This window comes from Paenibacillus sp. FSL R10-2782 (genome assembly GCF_038592985.1).
In the GTDB taxonomy this organism is placed as follows: domain Bacteria; phylum Bacillota; class Bacilli; order Paenibacillales; family Paenibacillaceae; genus Paenibacillus; species Paenibacillus terrae_C.
Window position 1 is genome coordinate 406,212 of record NZ_CP151951.1, and the last position, 19,387, is coordinate 425,598.

Genomic DNA, 19,387 nt, shown 5'->3' on the forward strand with positions numbered 1-19,387 from the left:
CATGACGACGATATTCATCTATGCATTGCTGGCTGTTTTGGTGGGGCTGATGATCTGGTTGAGAACCAAAAGACGAGGGGGGCCGGTAAAAGGAAACGGAGTCCGCCTTTTGCTTCCCTTGTTTATCGCATTCCCACTCATGATGATGTCTGTGTACCAATTGATGTATATTCCCGGCCAAACGCATGCGCTTCCCGCCTTTTGGGAGCTGCTGGCTGCCGGGCTGTTAGGTGCGGTGTTTGGTTACGTCATTCTGTTGCATACGGCATATGAAAGACGGGACGACGGACACATTTATCCCAAGCCGAACAAATACTTTAAATACATTATTATTGCCATTATTTTGATACGCGTCGTGTTGACCCAGTATCTTAGCAGCTTGGGTACGACCGAGATTAGTCTATTGGCGATTACGATGGCGCTTGTCTATATTTCCATCTGGCGAATTGGGAGCTTTATCAAGTTTAGGAGGATTTTATTAGTATAAAAGGTATAAATAGTGTAAAGAAGCGGGCATTCTGTTCAAAAGCGTTCATTCGCTTGGTGATAAAACCCGTTTCTTTGTGGCTTCATCATAAATTCATCTGTTAGCCCATATACATACATTGTTATTAACCTCTGTATCCTTTATTCTAAGGTTGTAGCTTGCTGTTTAACGGGCCATAAGTATAAAAATTTGAAAGGAGGAAGTATTGAGGTTTCAAAAGAATCCATTAGGTTTAAAGGATAGAGTAGGTTATTGTAGATTTTTTTTCGTGATAAGTTGTAACTATATTAGTTACATAATAAGGGATCGTTGTCCATATTATTTTATAAGATGAGAGGGGCTTACATTCATGAAAAAACATACGATTACCGCTGCACTTGCCAGCTTGCTTGTGCTATCCTCTGCTGTACCAGTCTTAGCTGCCGAGGTAAAACCCGCTACAACAATCCAGGTTTGGGTAGATGGCAAGAAAGAGGCTTACAAGATTGCTCCTATCGTGGAAAATCAGCAGGTTTTGATTCCTTTGAGACAATTGGCTTCCAGTTTGGGGATTCCGATGGATTCCAAGCATATTACGTTCAATACGGCTCGTCAAAGCACGACAATTCGTTATGATCAGGCGACGGTTGTACTGGTGTCGGGCAGTCCGGAAGCGCAGATCAACGGGATTAAGGTACCGCTGTCCACCTCGCCCATTTTGACCAAACAAGGAATAACCTATGTTCCGGTCGATGTCGTCAAAGAAGCGTGGGGCAAGCAAGTGATTTGGGACCCGACCAGCAAAATGTTGCAAATCGGGGTGAGTAATAAGGATAAGGTCGTTGAAATCCTGAAAAGCTTTGAAACGGGAGATACCAAAGCGGCCGAAACTTGGGTTAGCAAGGATCAATATATCCAGCATAATTTGAGCTTTGCCAACGGTAGAGAGGGCCTGATCGAAGGTATTAAACAAATGAAAGGCGCCAATACACAGGTTGATATCCAAAGAATCATTCAGGATGGAGACTATGTAGCCGTTCATTATAAGGAAACGGATGATGGCAAACCAAGCGTATTGTTTGATATTTTTCGGTTCGACAAGAACGGTAAGATTGTTGAGCATTGGGACAACAGTCAGGAACTGGCTCCAGCCAATCCGAGCGGCCGTACGATGATTGACGGAACGACAGAAATCAAAGACCTTAACAAAACCGAAGCAAACAAAGCGTTGATTCGTAAGTTTGTGGATGATATCCTGGTGGGCAAGAACCGCGCTGCACTGGAAAGCTACTTTAACGGTGATCATTACATTCAGCATAATTCCTTTTTCGGCGACGGTGTTTCCGTTATTAAGCAATTATTCCCCGCAGCAGATGGAAACCAGGGAAATTCCTCGGGATACGATAAGGTGCATATGGTCATTGGAGAAGGGAACTTCGTACTGGTTGTGAGCGAAACCAAATCGCCTAAGGGGAACACGACTGCTGTCTATGATATGTGGCGTGTAGAGAACGGCAAAGTCGCAGAGCACTGGGATGTAGTTCAGGACGTTCCGGCTCAAGCAGAGTGGAAAAATACGAACGGCAAGTTTTAAAAACGGCATTCACGCCATGACTGATCCTTAAGGTGATTCCCCAACTACCCTATCCCTGCTAAAATGATGGAAACATGATGAGTGGGGATGGGATGATGGGGAGTTTTAAACAGCGGGTAGGCTGTCTGCATGCGCATCATTCGAACATTGCCTATGTGGAACGGGCTTTTGCTCCTTATGAGGTGGAACTGAAGCATTTTGTGGACCCTGCGCTCTTGTACAGAGTTTCATCTGATCCAGACTTCTCGGTGGTGGATGCCAGTCGAAAGGTAGAAGAGCAACTGGAATGGATGGCTCAAAGCGGCATAGATGTTATTTTGATTACATGCACGAATTATATAGTCTTCGCGGAAAAGATTGAATTGACGATGCCTACACCCGTGATAACGCTGGATGAGCCCTTTTTCCATGAGATATGCGATGATCCGTTGCCACAAACCTTGGTATTTACGAATCCGGCTACGGTAGAGGGGACAATGAAACGTCTTTCTCATATAGCAGCCCTGTTAGATAAGCCAGATATCTCTTCGTTGATAGAGGTCAAGGTGGTGGAGCACGCTTTTGAGCTGATTATGCAAGGTCGCAAAGACGAATATATGGAAGTGCTGGTCCGTTCATTGCATGAACTGAGAGAGGCTGAACCAGACAGAACGCTGGCTGTGGCGCAATTATCTATGGTTGATGCTGCATTGCAGGTGGAACTGGAGACGGGTCAGGCGATTGGCAATCCCTTACGGTCGTTGATGAATTTGCTTGAGAATTTGTTAGGTTGAAACATAAGTATGACCCAAAGAACTTCCAACCCGTATTCCGGGGCAATGGAAGTTCTTTTTTGTAGGATAGCATGTGATTGGGGATGCTTCTACGGTGTTTGTCATAAGGTATTCTGTTGATCTGGAGTGCTTAATACTGCGCCTGCTGACTCTCTTTGGACGAGCGTAACGTACAGCCGTTCATGCTCCACGTCTTCCCCGGCAATGATTTTCAGAACTTGTTCAGCAGCTACTGCGCCCCATTTACGTTTGGAGTAATCAATGGTCGTCAGACGGGGCTGAATATATTGTGCCAGCTCAATATTATCAAAGCCGACGATATGAATGTCTTGCCCGATGGTAAGCTCCGACTGAGCCATTCGATTGTAAAAGCCTACCGCCATCTCATCATTGAGGCAGAATACCGCGGCGGGCTCAGAATCCGGGCTGACATGCTGCTGTAAAATGATCTCGGCTGCCTGTTCGCCGCCCGATTTTTCAAAATCGCCGCCAATCTCGATCATTTCGGCGGTGCCGCTGCGCTCGATCGTCTGTTTGACTGCCTGCATCCGCTGCCATGAATCATAAGAGCCGTCCGGCCCAGTGACAACGTACAGCTTGCGGTGTCCCATTTCCAGCAAATGCTCCACCGCGAGAGCGGCACCTGCTTTGTTATCCAGCAGTACCTGATTAATGTTAGGATGATTCAGCTCACGGTCCAGTACGACAATTTTATGTCCACGCTCGGCGTAATTCAGCAGTTCCTGACTATCGAACGTCTGATCCAGTATGATGGCTCCATCAATCATGCGCTCGGGCAGCATGCGGTGAGACTGCTTGCCGCTGCATACGATGAGGTCATAGTCTTTTCGGTTCAAAATTTCCTTGATGCCGTACAACAAATCTCCATAAACGTCTCCACGGAAATCAGTCAGGAAGACGCCGATAATTTTGGTTTCCCTTTTTTTGAGATTACGTGCGGCGGCATTCGGCACATAGTTAAGCTCTTTGGCAATAGCCAAAATACGTGCGCAGGTCTCTTCCGTCACCTTATCACTGCCGTTCAATGCGTATGAAACGGTAGATATGGAAACGCCCGCCTGTTTGGCGATATCTTTAATGCTGACCACATCATTTCCTCCTTTTCGCCAGTCTGTTACTTGTTATTGTATATTGATTATTAAACTTGTGTTTATTTCGAATATCGTAACTGGACGTGCAAGCAGCAAAGGGCGATCCCGCAAGATCGCCATCGCTTTGTTGCCTATACCCGATTTAAAATTGCTCTTGGGATTTGAGCAAAATGCTCTTTAAAAAATAATCTCCAGGCGATGTATACCGTCATGTTCTGTTAGTGCCTGTTCGAAATTCTTGCGCTTGATGCGCAGGGCACCCGAACGGTAGCGATTGTCGTCGGCTGGCTCGCTTTCCAGTGGGGCTCCGTTCAATACCGCGCGGCCTTGCTCACCGCTATTATGCTCTTGCAGCATGCGGTAGACGAAGGTAACGGGTTTCCCGGCAAAAGCAAATTCAAATTCCAAGCCGTCCAGATTATCCGGCAGTACAGGGTCCAGAATCAGGTCTTCGCCCGACTGACGGATGCCAAGGACATTCGATATGAGCTGATTCATATAGATCCCCGGACCACTGGAGTAGATTCTCCAGCCGCCTTTGACCGGAACGGCTCCTTCACGCAGTTCACCAAACCGCTCTTGTGCTTCGTAGCGGGTATTGAATTTGCCATCCGAGCTGCTGAAATACGCGTTGCTCTGACGCCATTCGGCGTTCGGTACGGACGCGCGAATGCCGACCGGGTTGATGAGCTTCAGGCTGTGCCAGGCGTCATCCTTGCGACCGAGCTTGGCCATGGCTTCCGCGAAGCGGATATGGGCATGCACATATTGCAGCCCGACCTCGCGTCCGAAGTTGGCCGCTTGCTCTGCACGCTTGAAGTGCGAACTCACACCGCCATCGTACTGTGCAGGGCGGTTCATCAGACGCACGCCATCCGGGCACAGGAACTGCTCGCGGATGAGCTGCTCATGAGCCAATGCTTGCTCCGGCGTGAGCAGCTGGCTGATCATGCTGCGTGTCATCGGCAGCAAACGGTAGTGAATCCCCGTCTCCGTATCGGACGGATGGAGCATCAGCTTGGGCTGACCGGGCTCTTCCATATACACGAAGCCCGGGATGATACCGCTCTCCAGCATGTAGCGGTTAAAGTCCTGGCGGATGCCTTCGGCCATCTGGTGCAGCTCCCGTGCGATCTCGGCGGCTCCGCTTACGACGTCTGCGGGGGCTTGCTCCAGTGCAGCAGCAAAGTTGCCAACCACCTGATAGGTGAGTGCAACGGTCCAACTGCTCGCCATGTATTGCTTCAGTTGAGCGTTGGCTGGCTGGAGCGTGTCATCCCAATCGCCGTCGCCGTAGGCCGACAAATGTGTATCATGAAGGAAATTCGCCCGAATATATTCGATTTCCTTCATCGCATGTTCCATGAGGCTCGCGGTCTGTTTTGTATAATCAAAAGTATGCCGGCTGGTGTAGGGTACAGTTTCTTCCAGAATACTGTAGTCCCGAGTAGCGGTCAAATAATCTCCCAGTACCTTTAGCGGCCAGACGATAATATCGCCATGGCTTTCTTCTTGTTGAACGCGAGTATAGTTGTCGAACATAAACCATTGCGGCCAGTTTCCGCTATCCTCGTACTGATGACTGAACACGGTCAGTAGAATGGAACGGACTTCGTCAAACTTTTGCACGGCTGAAAAATATTCCACCGGACCCTGACATACATCGCGTGTTCCCCAAGCTGCACCACCGTATTGTTCCAGACCATGAGGCACGGAATAGTGGACAAGCATATTGTGGGTGTACCACCAGGCCACCGCATTTACACGGAACAGCTCGTTGGTTTCATGTCCGCTACGCGTCAGATGAAAACCATTCATCAGCCCGGAAAAATACTGCCGATAGCGCTCGCGCTCAGCTTCGAAAGAGGCAACTCCTTCCGCATGTGCTCGACCTTTGCTGGACGGATCGCCATGCAGCCAACCTTGTACGGTGCAGGTCCATTCGCTGCTGTCGCCTAGCTCCAGCACGACCAGAGATGCATCGGGGGAGGCTGTACCCTGTAGCAGCGTGTGAGCGTCGCTCACTTGCTGTAGTGGAGCGCCTTGTACCTGCATTCGGTACAACAGGTCCGGGTAGGCTTCGGCGCTCAGGGAAGCCTGGTCTGCGCGGAAGAGCAGGTCCTCACCGTCCCGTTCCATATGAAACGGGAGCTCATATTCGTTCACATGCATGGACATTTGCTGAGTCACGAGGAACGGATAGGCTTTGCCGCTTGCCGAGCGCACGTGAAGCCGCACTTCTGGCGTATCGGCGTTGGTATGGTTTGTAATGATGAGCATATCGTCAGCAGTTTTGTAATACCAGCGCACATAGTTAAAGCCAATCTCGAACAGGGAAGGCAGCGTGAGCAGATGGTATTTCCCATGGATTCCGACATAGATACGCTGACCGGATGTTTTCGGAATATTGAGTGCATTACGCGCGTTTGTGATCATTTTATTGAAATTCGTGTTGCCAACCACAAGCTGGGAATTGAACACCCCGTACATATAGGAGGTGGTTGTAATGGTTTCTTCCTTACCTCCCGCGTAATGCCCGCCCATTAAAATATGCCCATGGGGACGCTCTACACGAAGCTCTTTGGATTTGAGTACGACATGTTCATAGCTGTCCGTGAAAAAGGAGAGCAACGTGTCGCCGTCCCGTTCTTCTTCCTGCCGTTTCGGGAAGAGCTGATCCAACTCGGCTGCGGTCATATCCAGCGTGCGCAGCGGCTCCCCGATGTTCTGGGCTGGAGCCACCCGCCCAGTTTGGAGATGACTTGTGACGTTCTCTGGGATGGCGGTTCCGGAAGCAGTTTCCATAATCGTCGCTACTTCTTCGCGTGCTTTCGTCACCAGTTCCTGGTACTCCAGCTTTGTAACGGCTGTCGGATGATTCGGCTGGAACAGACCGTAAAAGGTAAAGCGTGCATCCCCGGCGAGCTTTACCCGCTCGGATTGCAGCGCCGTATAAGCAAATTCGTACTGGTATACTTCATTAGCGAGCGAATCGCGGCGCAGTGCTTCCGGCTCGTTCGTTTCTTTGTACGAAAGCCCAAAGAATTGAAATCCGTCCGTCGAATAACCGACGGTGCGGGTCAACGAGCCTTGCTGGATGTAAGGGAACGCTTGACTTTGCGGCTGGTTTTGACGGGAGCAAACCGTATAGCCTCTTTGTTCATCATGGTAGACGGTATGGTCGATATATTGAGACAGATAAGCTTCATTACTGCGTACAGCCGCTGTATCCGCAATGCCGATATCCTGACCGTACACGATATCAGCTTCCACGTCATCACCCTGTAGAGTTACATCCCAGAACCATACCCCGAGACCGCTTAGTGTGAATGTCACCTGATAGCCGACACCTGATGTAAATCCTTCCCAAATAATTTGTTGATCCGTTTGTCGTACTACTCCAGGTGATCGAACTCCCAGCAGGGGAGTAATGCTGACGCCGGACGGACGGTACAGTCGCATGTACAGGTTGTTCAGGGAACCGTCGACAGAATTGGTCAGCAGTTGATTGATCATGGTTGAGCCATGGGCGATTTTATATAAATCACCGCTGCTCAAGAAGGTGAAGGACAGGTCTCCAACCCGTAGCAAAATATTTTGATCCAGACTTGTATTCATCAAAGGTTACGCCTCACTTTCCTGTTTCTTTCACTAAACGAAAACGTCCTTCAGTAGTATCTCGGCTGTTAGGTCCTGTAAAGACGGCGAATTCACCGCTGTCACTATCAAAGCTCAGGTCTGCATGGTGATAGCGCAACTGAGGCTCAGTCAATGCAAATTCCACTTCATGGCTTTCGCCTGAGGCAAGCAGAACCTTGCGGAAATCTTTTAGCTCTTTCATCGGGCGAACCGTATCTCCGCTGATATCACGGACATAGAATTGAACCGTTTCCTCGACAGGACGTGTTCCTGTGTTCGTTACCCGTACCTTCACGGTCAGTGCTTGACTGGGGTTGAGGGTGTCGCTGGAAAGCTGTACGCTATCATAGGCAACTTTCGTATAGCTCAAGCCATAGCCAAACGGGAATAAAGGCTCGTTCGGTACGTCCAGGTATTGGGAGACGTAGCGTTCCTTTGTATTGGGATCTAGCTGAGGACGTCCTGTATTAAAATGATTATAGTACACAGGCACCTGCCCCACCGATTGCGGGAAGGACATTGTCAGACGGCCCGTTGGTTCAGCATCGCCGTACAGTAGGTCGGCAATCGCCGCGCCGCCTTCACCGCCGGGGAACCAGGCTTCCAGTACGGCGTCTGCTTCTTCAATAACACCGTGCAGATCCAGTGGACGACCGTTGAACAGCACGGCTACCATAGGCTTGTTCAGCGTTTTCAGGCGTTTCACCAGCTCCAGTTGGGCTTGTGGCAGGCGAATATCCGAGCGGCTGCCCGCTTCGCCACTCATATCCGAGCGCTCACCGAGCGCCAGTACGATGACCTCTGCCTGGCTGGCAGCTTGCAATGCTTTTGCATATTGTTCTTCAGATATTTCGTCTATAGAGCACCCAGTCGCTACCGAGAGCAGCGAGGAGGATATTTTCGATTTGAAGCCGTCAATGACTTGAACAGCCTCTTCTTGCGAACCGCTCCACGACCAAGAGCCAAGAATATCACCGCTCTCTGCAAAAGGCCCGATCAGTGCGATATGCTGACTGCGATTCAGTGGAAGAACGGAATCGTTTTTGAGCAGTACGCATGATTGGATCGCCAATTCCTTGGCAACCGCACGGTGAGCTTCGCAGAACACGACTTCACGTTCCCGCTCAGGGTCTGCACCGCGCAGCGGATTGTCGAACAAGCCCAGCTTTTGCTTGAGCTTCAATACGCGCATGACCGCTTCATCGACGAGCGCTTCATCCAGCTGCCCGCTGCGAACCAGCTCAGGCAGATGCCCGTTATAGCAGGAGGTCATCATTTCAATATCTACGCCTGCCAGCAATGCTTTCTGTGCTGCCTCACGCTCATCCTCGGCAATGCCGTGGGGAATAAGCTCCTTGATGGCGGCCCAATCCGAGATGAGTACACCGTCAAAACCCCACTCCTCACGAAGCAAATCGCGCATCAGGCGCTTGTTGCCCGTTGCAGCTACACCCTCTACGGTATTGAAGGAGGTCATCACCATTTCACAGCCTTCATCTAGCGCAGCTTTGTAGGAAGGGAGATAATACTCTCGCAACTGCCATGCGGACAGATCGACGGTATTGTAATCCCGTCCGCCTTCGCCTGCTCCGTATGCGGCAAAATGCTTCACGCACGCCGCCACCCGGTCTGTATCGTTCGTCAGGTCCTTGCCTTGAAAGCCGCGTACGAAAGCACGGGCAAATACACTGTTGAGGTAAGGGTCTTCCCCTGTAGATTCCATTACACGGCCCCAGCGCGGGTCACGTACCAAGTCCACCATCGGAGCAAAGGTGACATGAACACCGGATACAGAAGCTTCTCTGGCAGCAATGGTAGCGCTCTCTTCTGCGAGCTGCACATTCCATGAACAGCCAATAGCCAGCGGTATGGGAAAAATCGTTTTGAAGCCATGTACAATGTCTGCCATAATTAGAAGCGGAATACCCAGACGGTTTTTACTTAGGTGTGCTTGTTGAACTCGAATAGCTTCTTCGGCTCCTGCGATGCCAAGCACCGATCCGACGTTACGGACCGTTTCTTCTGTGATCCCCAGAGATGCCATAGGTCCGGTAATTTGGCCGTCCGTTTCCGCATCCTCAAAAAAGGCTCCCACGAGCTGGAGCAGTTGATCGACTTTTTCTTCAAGCGTCATATTTTGCAGATAGGAATTCAGTTGTTGTTCCATCATACAATCCTCCGTAAGCTGCTATGGTTGCAGCTTTCTTTTTCAGATCCATGAGATTTTTTAGTTAAGACTGATTCAAAGAAGCGACGAATAGGCTAATACTTTACATAAATGCTTAGTATCCTGTCGTATTATTAATCGAAACGTTTCTATTGTTGAACTCAGTTGGATTATATACGCTTTCAAATAGAGAGTCAAATCGAAAAAGAAGGTTATTTTACAAAGAAAATAACGATTTATAGATGAAACGAAAGAAAATTGGGCATAATTCTAGACGAATAAAAAATAATATCCCTATTGAATACGGTTTCAATTTGTTTTATAATGACTATCGAAACGTTTCTATTGATGGGTATGGTCCTTACGCTTTCCACATATTTTCTATATCGTCAGGCTTTATTTGGCTTTAAACACTGTATACTTTAACGTGTGTAATCGAATCGGGTATCATATTTGAATGATCGGTGAGCCGGTCATCTCGGGAGGAATTTGTATGATGAAAAGAACGTTAGGGATCGTTTTGGCAAGCACCTTATTACTGGGGGGCGCGTTGGCAGGCTGTTCGTCCAAGGATGAATCATCCGGCAAGGATGCGAATGGAAAAACGACGATTACCCTATGGGGCATGGGGGCGGAAGGTAAGTTGCTGCCTGAGATTGCAAAGGATTTTGAAAAGGAAAATCCTGATATTCATGTAGATGTGCAGGCACTGCCTTGGGATAATGCTCACGATAAGCTGCTGACAGCAGTTGCTTCCAAATCCGGTCCGGATGTGGTTCAGTTGGGTACATCATGGGTTCCGGAGCTTGCATCTGCGGGTGCATTGACGGACATCACCCCTTATATCAGCAAATATCCTGAGCTGGATTCAAAGAATTTCTTTTCGGGTGCTGTGGATACGGCAAAATTTGAGGGGAAACCTGTAGGCGTTCCTTGGTATACCGAAACGAAGATTTTGTTCTACCGTTCAGATCTATTGAAGCAGGTTGGATATAATGAAGCACCTAAAACGTGGGAAGAACTTTCGGACGCTGCTCAAAAGCTGGCGGCGCGTGGCAAAGGGAAATATGGTATTGCCATTAATTCCAAGGAGCAGTCTCTGGGCTTTATGTTCGCTCTTCAGAACGGCTCCAAGCTGATTGATGAGCAGGGCAATCCGCTGTTCAACCAGCCGCCGTTTGTAGAAGCTGTGAAGTATTTGAATACCTTTTTCCAAAACGGCTCCAATGCCCTCGATCTTGGGATAGATTCCGTTCAGGGATTGCAAGGTGATGGTATCGTTCCTATGTTTATCAGCGGTCCTTACATGATTAGAGAAATCAAGAGCAAGGCACCTGAGCTGGATGGAAAATGGAATATAGCGGAGCTTCCTGGCAAAGTAAACAACCTGTCTGTTTTGGGCGGGTCGAATCTTTCGATTATGCAGTTTAGCAAGCACCCGGAGGAATCGGCCAAATTCCTGGCTTACATGAGCAAACCGGAAACGCAGCTGAAGTGGATGGAGCTGTCCAGTACCTTGCCTGCTGCTACCAAGCCATGGGAAGATGCAAAATTGAAGAGTGATCCGATGCTTCAAACGATTCGTAAACAGCTCGATCATTCCGCAGCATTACCGCAGCTGGCAGCATGGGAAGAGGTTTCTCAACAATTCATCAAGAGCTTCGAGCGCATTTACCGTGGTCAAGCCGACGTACAGAAGGAAATGGATGATTTTAACCAGCAAGCTGCAAGTATTATGAAAAAATAATGATCCGTATCCGTCATTGTCAAAGGGAGTGAAGGCATGAAAGGAAGCTCGCAGAAGCTTGCGCCATACTTGTTTATCGGTCCCTCCATCATTCTGCTGACGCTGTTTTCGTTGTTGCCGATTTTACTGGCACTCGTGATCAGCTTCACAGATATGGATCTGTCAGGACTCGTTAATTATGATAATATTCGCTTTATAGGACTGGAAAATTACAAGAATGTGCTAATAGACCCTTCTTTTCTAAAGTCCATTGGGAACACTCTATTTTTCGTCATCATCGGGGTTCCTTTAGTGCTATTGTTTTCACTCAGCATTGCAATCCTGATTAACATGGGTAAATCACGTGCTTTCAAAGTTTTCCGCGTGGTGTTCTATCTGCCGTCCGTAACAAACGTGGTGGCGGTAGCGGTGGTCTGGAGTTATTTGTATAATCCGACCCTCGGGCTTTTCAACTATGTACTGGGCATGATGAATCTGGATCCTGTTCCTTGGCTGACCGATCCTACGATGGCGAAGATATCGCTTATTTTATTGGCTGTTTGGCGGGGAATAGGCTTAAATATGATTATTTTCATTGCTGCCATTAAAGGGATTCCGGGTTCTTACTATGAGGCGGCTCAGCTTGACGGGGCCAACACATGGCAACAAATTCGTTATATTACCCTTCCGCAGCTCCGCTACGCCATTTTCTTCGTATCCATTACGACGATGATCGGCTGGCTGCAATTTTTCGAGGAACCGTTCGTCATGACCAAAGGGAAACCGCTTGACGGCACACTATCAGCATCCCTGTTTATATACAATAACGGTTTCCAATTTAGTAAATTCGGTTATGCCGCGGCGGGATCGTTCATTCTGTTCTTTGCGATCATCGCGGTGACGCTGATTCAGTTCCGTTTGCAAAATAAAGCGGAGTCCTGATAGAGAGAGGTGATGAACGTGAAAACAGCTGTTCAGCAAGCCCGCGCCAATTCGCGCAGTGGAGAAAAAACATTTCAATGGTTCGTGGCGATTCTCCTGACCGTGGGAGGTCTGTTGATGGTGCTGCCTTTTGCGTGGATGATTTTATCCTCCTTTAAGACGGAGAGCGAGGTAACCCAAATTCCTCCAACCATCTGGCCGCAGCATTTCACATTGGACAATTTTAAAACACTATTTGATAGCATGGCTTTTGGCACCTATCTGACTAATACACTGGTGATTGTATTAGCTTCCTTTTTTGGATTATTCCTGAACGCCATGGCAGGCTACGGCTTTGCCAAATTCAAATTTAAAGGTAAAGGTTTCCTGTTCTATTTGGTGCTGGCCACGATGATGGTTCCGGGGCAGGTGACGATGATTCCCGTGTATTTGATTTTGAACCAGATGGGATTAACCAACACCATGATGGGGATTGTACTTCCTGGCTTGGTAGGCGCCTTCGCCATCTTCCTGTTCCGACAGTTTATGTCCGATATTCCGGAAGAACTGCTGGAGGCAACGCGCCTTGATGGTGCAGGGGAGTTTCGTACTTTCCTGCAAATTGTACTGCCTATCTCAACACCGATTTTGGCCGTACAGGCCATTCTGACCTTTATCGGCGGTTGGAACAGCTTCCTGTGGCCGCTCATTATTGCGAACGATGAGAAGCTGTATACGTTGTCCGTGGGACTATCGTTGCTCAAAGGCCAAAATGAGAGCCAGTTCGCGCTCCAGATGGCAGGCTCGACCTTCATGGTCGTACCGATCATGATCATATTCATTGTTTTCCAAAAGTATATTATCGAAAATTATACGATTTCGGGCATTAAGTAGTAGTTGTAGCGGTGGGTTATAGGCTACACATAGCAACGGCGGAGTTTCTTGGTTTAATACCGAGGAACTCCGCCGTTTTGTTGTGTCATATAAAATCTGGTTTCTTGTTTGGTTCATCCGAAGTGCTGGTATGTTTGCACAGGGGTCTGTATTTACATATGAGTCAAATAATATTGATGTGACAGGGTGCGGAGTGTTTTTCTAAGCCTGTAAATCCGTGTAGTGGTAGCTGTAATAGAAATATTATATTTGGTAGCAAGGATCGAAATGGACATGTTCTGCAAAAAATAATCCTGATATAGCTCATATTCTTTCTTCGAGAGTTGCATCAGGATGCTGTTTATAATCTGATCAATATCTTCGAACCTGCTTTTCTCCCAATCCTCTTCTACCGAAATTGAAAGACTGCAAGCCTCATGTTCAAACATAGTCTCATGCTTTTTTTGTGTGTAGTAGCGTCTTAATGATTTATGTACAAAGTGTTTGGCCGTGAGGTATAGCCACCCTTTCACATTGGGATGAAGTTTGAGCTTACATAGCTGTTGTCTTGCTGTCAAAAAAGTATCTTGTGTACACTCCTCTGCTATGCATCTAAATTGCAATTCATTTTTGAGCAGATGTATGCAGAAACGGTACACGTCGTCCAGATAAAGTTCACATATTTGATTATAGAAACAATTGTACTGTCTAGTGCATTGATCCCCTTCACAGCAGTCTGTAACCATCGTTGTCGGCATGTTCAAGCCTCCTTTAGACGGATGAAAGATCATAAACGTTATAAAACTCATGACCATCATATACAATATTTGGATGTATTGGAGATAACAAAAGTCACAGCTTCATTTCGTGAGTATGGAATTAAAGGAAGATCTATATGTTCAGATCGGGTGATTATATCGTCAAAATGGTATTAGTAAAGGAGAGGGAACAAGAGGGGAAGAGGGAGAGGGATGAAAGAATCAATTGTGTTCAAACGATTGGCGGGATTATTTAGGACGCACTTGAAGTCCGTCACTATTATTCTGACGTGTCTAATGATATCGGCGGGTATGAACATGCTACTGCCTTTAACAAGCAGACTCATTATGGATGACGGCCTTTTAAAAGGAAATATGCATGCTGTAATCCTGTACACGTCTGCTGCATTTGTGCTGGTATGCTCAGACAAGCTATTGCATGTATGCAAGGAAGCATTCAGGGCGGGTTTAAGTGCCAATATAACGTATTCACTATATGAGAGGGCCTACCTCCATTTGACAAGGCTCCGAATGAGTTATTTTACCCGTACGAACGAAGCAGAACTGCTCAATCAAATCAGTATGGATGTAGGTAATATATCAAGGGTTGCAGACAGCGGACTTTTTTTCGTCATCATGCAGGCGTTTAGTATGATTGGCGGTTTATGTGGTTTGTTCATGATTAATTGGAAAATGACAGTCATTGTGCTTTGCTTTTTGCCAGTCAAGTATGTTGCTGTACAGTATTTTGTCAGGCGCAGAAAAAAGCTGATAGGAGAAATGATAGAAAGTAGCAGTGATTTTGCGCAGTGGTTTGGAGAGGCCATCGGAGGAATGAAGGAGCAGCGGATGTTCGGTCTGCTTGCTAACAGGCATCAGGAATTCTCATCGAGGCAGCATCGTATCGTCGGTACGGAACGAAAAATATCGATGCTGGATGCATGGAATACGGCCTCGGAATCTATCTTGATTCAATTGCTGATTATGGTGCTGTATATCATTGGATCCAATCTTATATTTCGGCTAGAGCTTACCGTTGGCGGTATTTTTGCGTTTATTGCGTACAGTGCCTATGTGACAACGCCTATTTTCGCCATCTTAAATATAGGTTACATGCTGGCTGAGATTCTCCCGTCTGCCATTCGCTACTATCAATTTCTGGATGGAGAAGAGGAGGAAACGTTGGATTTGTCTGTTTTAGAGCCTATTTCTTCTAATCGGGCACCGGACAACCACATTGCGTTTCATAATGTTTCGTTTTCATATAACGAAGATGAGCCTGTTATAAGTGGATTGAACTTTATGATTGCTAGAGGGGAGAAGGTTGCAATCATAGGAGCCAATGGATCGGGCAAATCCACCGTTCTTGATCTCATTATGCGTTTTTGCCAACCCGATCAAGGGATCATCACTTATGAGGGCATTGATATTCAAAGCTACGAAATGGATGAATATCGTAGCCGGATAGCTTTGGTCAGCCAGCAAGTGTATTTATTCGATACTACGATTCGTGACAATATTCGGTTAGGCTCAGGTGTCAGTGACGACGTAGTTGCTACAAGTATTAGAGACATTGGATTAACTGAATTCACACAGAGTCTGTCAGACGATTTTCGTATCGGGTCTAATGGCTCCAGACTGTCAGGCGGTCAAAGACAGAAGATTGCCATGGCCCGGGCATTGGTTAGGGAGGCACCGCTATTTATTCTGGATGAGGCGACCTCTAATCTGGATGCAGCTTCCGAGGTGAATGTCCATCAATTGTTGGAGACACGTTTGAGTGACAAGACGGTAATCGTTGTCACACATCGTAGCGAGGTGTTGAAGTATGTTCAAAAAATTATTTTGCTGGAAGCTGGACAGTCAGCCCAAATTGGATCACATCACTACTTTATGGAGCATCATCCAGGCTACAGAAAATGGGTTTCGGAGAATGATGAGAAAACAAATGAAATGATTTGGTGATTTTGTCTCTTATCTGGGATTAGTATAGATGAACACCGCTTTAAACCATTTTGTAAAAGAAAGGAGAGGTTTAGCATGCGTAAGCTTGTGAAACGAAACACAAATGTCAGTGATACGATTGAGGCATTTGGCTGCGGATGTTCCTGCTACTGTCCTTGTTCCTGTTATTGTGCAGGCAGCTCGACCAGAAGCTCCAACACCCAAAGAGAAAGTGATGGCTCCTATCGAAGAGACAATGGAACAGGCATTGGCAATTATTAAGCTATTCATCAACTTGGGGGAGCCTGTATTTTAGGCTCTTCCACCACTTTAAATTAGAGTAGGTGTGAATGATGAACATTTGTAAACCGTTTATATATACATTTCAGACTAGACTGCATCATTATCTGTATGATGTGAATACAAACCTGATTTTGCGGATTAAGGAGGAAGCGTATGACTTTTTGAATCAGCATCGCAGCTTTGATCTGAATCAAATAGAAGATACGCCAGAGTTGCAACAGTATATTGGACATTTACTGGATAACGGTTTTTTATCTTCACAGCGTCCGCAGATCATTCACCACCCGAAGACCAAACATTTGGAGCATATGTTAAAGTACCAGCTTAAGACGCTCACCCTGCAAGTAACGCAAAATTGCAATCTCAGGTGCTCCTACTGTGTCTATTCTGGAAATTATGACAATCGTGGGCATTCCAGCTTGCGGATGGATTTTGAAACGGCGAAAAAGTGCATTGACTTTGTAATCGACAGGTCAGTGGACAGTGAACGGCTCGATTTTGGCTTTTATGGGGGAGAGCCACTGATCAATTTCCCGCTCATCCAGCAATGTGTTGAATATATCAAGGAAAAAGTGGTGCACAGGGATATCGGTTTTCATCTGACGACCAACGGTACATTGCTTAATGACGATATTTTGGCATTCTTGAATGAGCACCAATTTGTCCTTACAGTCAGCCTGGACGGAGACAAGGAAAATCATGACAGAAACAGACGGTTCGCCGTTAACGGACGAGGATCATTCGATACGATTATTGCAAATGTAGATAAAATCAAGGAGAGCTACCCCGATCTGTTTGAGTGGATTAATTTTAATGTCGTTATGGATACCCGCAATGATTTTGGCTGTGTGAATGATTTCTACGCTAATTATGAAACGTTCGAGAGTTTGTATAGCGTTAGATCCTCATACATTAACGATGCTTATGCAAAGGATGAAGTAATGTATAGGAATACCTTTATTGAACAACGAGGCTATGAAGTATTTAAAATGATGCTGTCTAAATTCGGGAGAATGGATGAAAGCCATGTCTCCAAGCTGATTAAGGACTATTATGTTCAGATATACTTCCGGATGTTTCATTACAGAAAGCCGTCTGCAGGCATGCCACTGGAGGCGCATCATGGGGGACCGTGCGTGCCGGGTGTCCAACGCCTGTTTGCTGATGTAAATGGAAACCTGTATCCGTGTGAGCGGGTAAGCGAGCAGTCTGAGGTGGTCCAGATTGGCAATGTAGATTCGGGCTTTGATGTGGATAAAATCAGTCAAATATTAAACGTTGGCTCCATTACTGAAGATGCCTGTAAAAATTGCTGGAATTTCCGCTTCTGTACGCTATGCGTCGCTGTGGCAGACGATTTGCACACATTATCCAGAGAAATGAAGCTGAACCACTGTGCTGTAGTGAAAAATGATGTAAGACATACTTTACTGGACTTTTGCATGCTGAATGAGCTTGGATACGATTTTTCTGATGATACGATCCTTGATTTTGAAAATGCATGAGAGGAGTTCACAATATGGATAAGCTGCTCATTTTTCCATTTGATAGTGAGACGATAGCTCTTGTGAGAAATTTGAATTTATTGGGTAGTTACAGCGAGGTGGTACTTGTTTCCTTTAAGGGGTCGGGCATGATCGGGAAGGATGCCTGTGTAGCCGATAAGGGAGCAGTTACGGGGCTCACGGTGAAACCGGAGTCTTGTCTGGAGCAAGAGCTGGAGCAGTGCGATGCCATTTTGTTGGTGCGTTCGAATTTTAAACTGGACATCACGGAGCTCTATCTGCCACTGATTATTAAGGCCATGAAGCTCGGGAAAAAAGTAATGTGTAATTTCACTTTACCGGATGAATGCATGACTATCATCGATCAGTATCGGAATCAAGAAAGCAAGCTCACGTTAAAAAATACATTCGATATATTTACCAAGGGACTTACTGCCCCGGACCCAGCTTCCGGTATTCACGATTTCTTTACGCCAGTCATTTTTATACTGGGCTTAAATGAGCGGACAAACAAGCTTGGACTCCAGTTTGCTGTTCGACAGAAGCTTGAGGCGGCAGGATATCGGATTTCCCAGATGACGTCGAACGGGTGCGGGGAACTGGTCGGTGCTCATTCCTTTCCCCAATTTATGCTGGAGAGTGGGCTGACGGAGACCCAGAAGATTATTATGTTCAATCGTTTTCTGAAAAAAATAGAGCAAAGTGAGAAACCTGATCTTATGCTCGTAGGCATTCCGGGAGGGGTAGTACCATATAACAATACCTTCACGAATTATTTTGGTATTACATCTTTTCTGGCATCAAGGGCTGTCGTACCTGACGGTTTGATCTGCTGTCTTCATTATGATGAGTACAACACTCAGTATCTGGAGCATGTGCAAAAGTATCTTGAAAATCGTTTTTCTTCATCTTTATTGGGATATGCCTTGTGTAACAATGTATTTGACAGCTATTCTTCCTCTACTGTGAATATGCAATATTCTTCTGTGGATAGCCGATTTGTCGAAGAGAAGAAGCGGGAGTTTTCTGATTATCCTGTACCCATAATGAACCTGTCCAATGATGACGACATCGGAAAGATGGCTGATCATATTTTGAATTATTTTTCAAGTGAGCAGAATCTTATTAAGTTGTAACGGAGGAGAGAACATGAATGGAACGCAGGATGTTGTGGAGTTGGAACTGGAAAATATCTTTTTGAAACTTTTTGAAATCAGGCTAAATGAGGTAGACATCGGCGCTCCACTGCTTGGTTCGGGAATGAGACTACTTCCGCGTGATTTGGTATACCTCTTCTTTGAAGTAGAAAAAAGCTTTGCTATTCAGATTTCACAGGAACGAATATCGGAGGGCTGTTTCCTTACATATGATCGTTTGCTGGAGACTGTAAGGGAATGTATAAACGAACAGAGGAGTTGAATATTTTGTGAAAAATCTGAATAAATAGTAGACAATGGCCGATATAATAATAGAAATAACTTTTTTTAGGACATAAATATATGAATTGGAGGTTTCGGGATGAATGTATCCATTGCGTCATCTCATCGAGGGTCGTCTTTTACGGCAAATCACAATCGTTCGGGATCCGCTCAGAATGATCGAACAG

15 protein-coding genes are annotated in these 19,387 nt (G+C 46.6%); 11 read left to right on the forward strand and 4 right to left on the reverse strand.

All coding sequences use genetic code 11. The features are described from left to right. Position 1 precedes the first annotated feature (1 nt). The 3 genes from NST83_RS01805 to NST83_RS01815 all read left to right on the forward strand — a co-directional run bounded on the left by NST83_RS01805 (position 2) and on the right by NST83_RS01815 (position 2,833). Positions 2-487 (forward strand): cytochrome c biogenesis protein CcdC, encoded by a 486-nt coding sequence (locus NST83_RS01805; protein WP_342416360.1) that lies wholly within the window; start codon positions 2-4, stop codon positions 485-487. Between the two features lie 349 nt (positions 488-836). Further along, the gene (locus NST83_RS01810; RefSeq protein WP_342416361.1) at positions 837-2,060 is read left to right on the forward strand and encodes a stalk domain-containing protein; all 1,224 of its coding nucleotides are present in this window, start codon (positions 837-839) and stop codon (positions 2,058-2,060) included. Between the two features lie 95 nt (positions 2,061-2,155). Further along, positions 2,156-2,833 carry a hypothetical protein gene (locus NST83_RS01815; protein WP_342417850.1) on the forward strand — a complete coding sequence of 226 codons (678 nt, stop codon included), beginning with the start codon at positions 2,156-2,158 and terminating at the stop codon, positions 2,831-2,833. Positions 2,834-2,934: 101 nt separating this feature from the next. Here NST83_RS01815 and NST83_RS01820 read toward each other — a convergent pair whose 3' ends face one another. From NST83_RS01820 to NST83_RS01830, 3 genes are all read right to left on the reverse strand, one after another. Then, positions 2,935-3,942: a LacI family DNA-binding transcriptional regulator gene (locus NST83_RS01820; RefSeq protein WP_137061143.1), complete on the reverse strand. Its 1,008-nt coding sequence runs from the start codon at positions 3,940-3,942 to the stop codon at positions 2,935-2,937. A 180-nt stretch (positions 3,943-4,122) separates the two neighbouring features. Then, entirely contained in the window at positions 4,123-7,563 is a 3,441-nt protein-coding gene (locus NST83_RS01825) for a cellobiose phosphorylase (protein WP_342417851.1), read from the reverse strand. A 13-nt stretch (positions 7,564-7,576) separates the two neighbouring features. After that, entirely contained in the window at positions 7,577-9,751 is a 2,175-nt protein-coding gene (locus NST83_RS01830) for a glycoside hydrolase family 3 N-terminal domain-containing protein (protein ID WP_342417852.1), read from the reverse strand. A 493-nt stretch (positions 9,752-10,244) separates the two neighbouring features. On the opposite strand from NST83_RS01830, the gene NST83_RS01835 reads away from it, so the two are divergent. The 3 genes from NST83_RS01835 to NST83_RS01845 are packed head-to-tail and all read left to right on the forward strand — an operon-like array spanning position 10,245 to position 13,292. After that, positions 10,245-11,498, forward strand: a complete 1,254-nt coding sequence (locus tag NST83_RS01835) for an extracellular solute-binding protein (RefSeq protein WP_342416362.1) — start codon at positions 10,245-10,247, stop codon at positions 11,496-11,498. 36 nt (positions 11,499-11,534) lie between these two features. After that, positions 11,535-12,419, forward strand: a complete 885-nt coding sequence (locus tag NST83_RS01840; RefSeq protein ID WP_137061145.1) for a sugar ABC transporter permease — start codon at positions 11,535-11,537, stop codon at positions 12,417-12,419. Positions 12,420-12,437: 18 nt separating this feature from the next. Beyond that, entirely contained in the window at positions 12,438-13,292 is an 855-nt protein-coding gene (locus NST83_RS01845) for a carbohydrate ABC transporter permease (protein ID WP_044646507.1), read from the forward strand. Positions 13,293-13,444: 152 nt separating this feature from the next. Here NST83_RS01845 and NST83_RS01850 read toward each other — a convergent pair whose 3' ends face one another. Then, a complete protein-coding gene (locus NST83_RS01850) occupies positions 13,445-14,089 on the reverse strand; it encodes a sigma-70 family RNA polymerase sigma factor (protein WP_342416363.1) in 645 nt (214 codons plus the stop codon). A gap of 153 nt (positions 14,090-14,242) precedes the next feature. Between NST83_RS01850 and NST83_RS01855 the strand changes: the two genes are divergently transcribed. From NST83_RS01855 to NST83_RS01875, 5 genes are all read left to right on the forward strand, one after another. Beyond that, complete coding sequence (locus NST83_RS01855; RefSeq protein WP_342416364.1) at positions 14,243-15,994, forward strand: ABC transporter ATP-binding protein; 1,752 nt, start codon at positions 14,243-14,245, stop codon at positions 15,992-15,994. Between the two features lie 103 nt (positions 15,995-16,097). Next, positions 16,098-16,289 (forward strand): hypothetical protein, encoded by a 192-nt coding sequence (locus NST83_RS01860; RefSeq protein ID WP_342416365.1) that lies wholly within the window; start codon positions 16,098-16,100, stop codon positions 16,287-16,289. A gap of 34 nt (positions 16,290-16,323) precedes the next feature. Beyond that, positions 16,324-17,781 carry a Cys-rich peptide radical SAM maturase CcpM gene (gene ccpM, locus NST83_RS01865; RefSeq protein ID WP_342416366.1) on the forward strand — a complete coding sequence of 486 codons (1,458 nt, stop codon included), beginning with the start codon at positions 16,324-16,326 and terminating at the stop codon, positions 17,779-17,781. A 14-nt stretch (positions 17,782-17,795) separates the two neighbouring features. Continuing rightward, entirely contained in the window at positions 17,796-18,917 is a 1,122-nt protein-coding gene (locus NST83_RS01870; RefSeq protein WP_137061149.1) for a TIGR04066 family peptide maturation system protein, read from the forward strand. Positions 18,918-18,930: 13 nt separating this feature from the next. Further along, a complete protein-coding gene (locus tag NST83_RS01875) occupies positions 18,931-19,200 on the forward strand; it encodes a peptide maturation system acyl carrier-related protein (RefSeq protein WP_014279347.1) in 270 nt (89 codons plus the stop codon). Positions 19,201-19,387: the final 187 nt, after the last annotated feature.

Excerpts from the sequence above, each read along its gene's own strand:
- NST83_RS01875 (WP_014279347.1), top strand. The coding sequence starts at position 18,931 with ATGAATGGAACGCAGGATGTTGTGGAGTTGGAACTGGAAAATATCTTT.
- ccpM (WP_342416366.1), top strand. The coding sequence starts at position 16,324 with ATGATGAACATTTGTAAACCGTTTATATATACATTTCAGACTAGACTG.
- NST83_RS01870 (WP_137061149.1), top strand. The coding sequence starts at position 17,796 with ATGGATAAGCTGCTCATTTTTCCATTTGATAGTGAGACGATAGCTCTT.
- NST83_RS01840 (WP_137061145.1), top strand. The coding sequence starts at position 11,535 with ATGAAAGGAAGCTCGCAGAAGCTTGCGCCATACTTGTTTATCGGTCCC.
- NST83_RS01850 (WP_342416363.1), bottom strand. The coding sequence starts at position 14,089 with ATGATGGTCATGAGTTTTATAACGTTTATGATCTTTCATCCGTCTAAA.
- NST83_RS01830 (WP_342417852.1), bottom strand. The coding sequence starts at position 9,751 with ATGGAACAACAACTGAATTCCTATCTGCAAAATATGACGCTTGAAGAA.
- NST83_RS01825 (WP_342417851.1), bottom strand. The coding sequence starts at position 7,563 with ATGAATACAAGTCTGGATCAAAATATTTTGCTACGGGTTGGAGACCTG.
- NST83_RS01855 (WP_342416364.1), top strand. The coding sequence starts at position 14,243 with ATGAAAGAATCAATTGTGTTCAAACGATTGGCGGGATTATTTAGGACG.
- NST83_RS01805 (WP_342416360.1), top strand. The coding sequence starts at position 2 with ATGACGACGATATTCATCTATGCATTGCTGGCTGTTTTGGTGGGGCTG.
- NST83_RS01835 (WP_342416362.1), top strand. The coding sequence starts at position 10,245 with ATGATGAAAAGAACGTTAGGGATCGTTTTGGCAAGCACCTTATTACTG.
- NST83_RS01810 (WP_342416361.1), top strand. The coding sequence starts at position 837 with ATGAAAAAACATACGATTACCGCTGCACTTGCCAGCTTGCTTGTGCTA.
- NST83_RS01860 (WP_342416365.1), top strand. The coding sequence starts at position 16,098 with ATGTCAGTGATACGATTGAGGCATTTGGCTGCGGATGTTCCTGCTACT.
- NST83_RS01815 (WP_342417850.1), top strand. The coding sequence starts at position 2,156 with ATGGGGAGTTTTAAACAGCGGGTAGGCTGTCTGCATGCGCATCATTCG.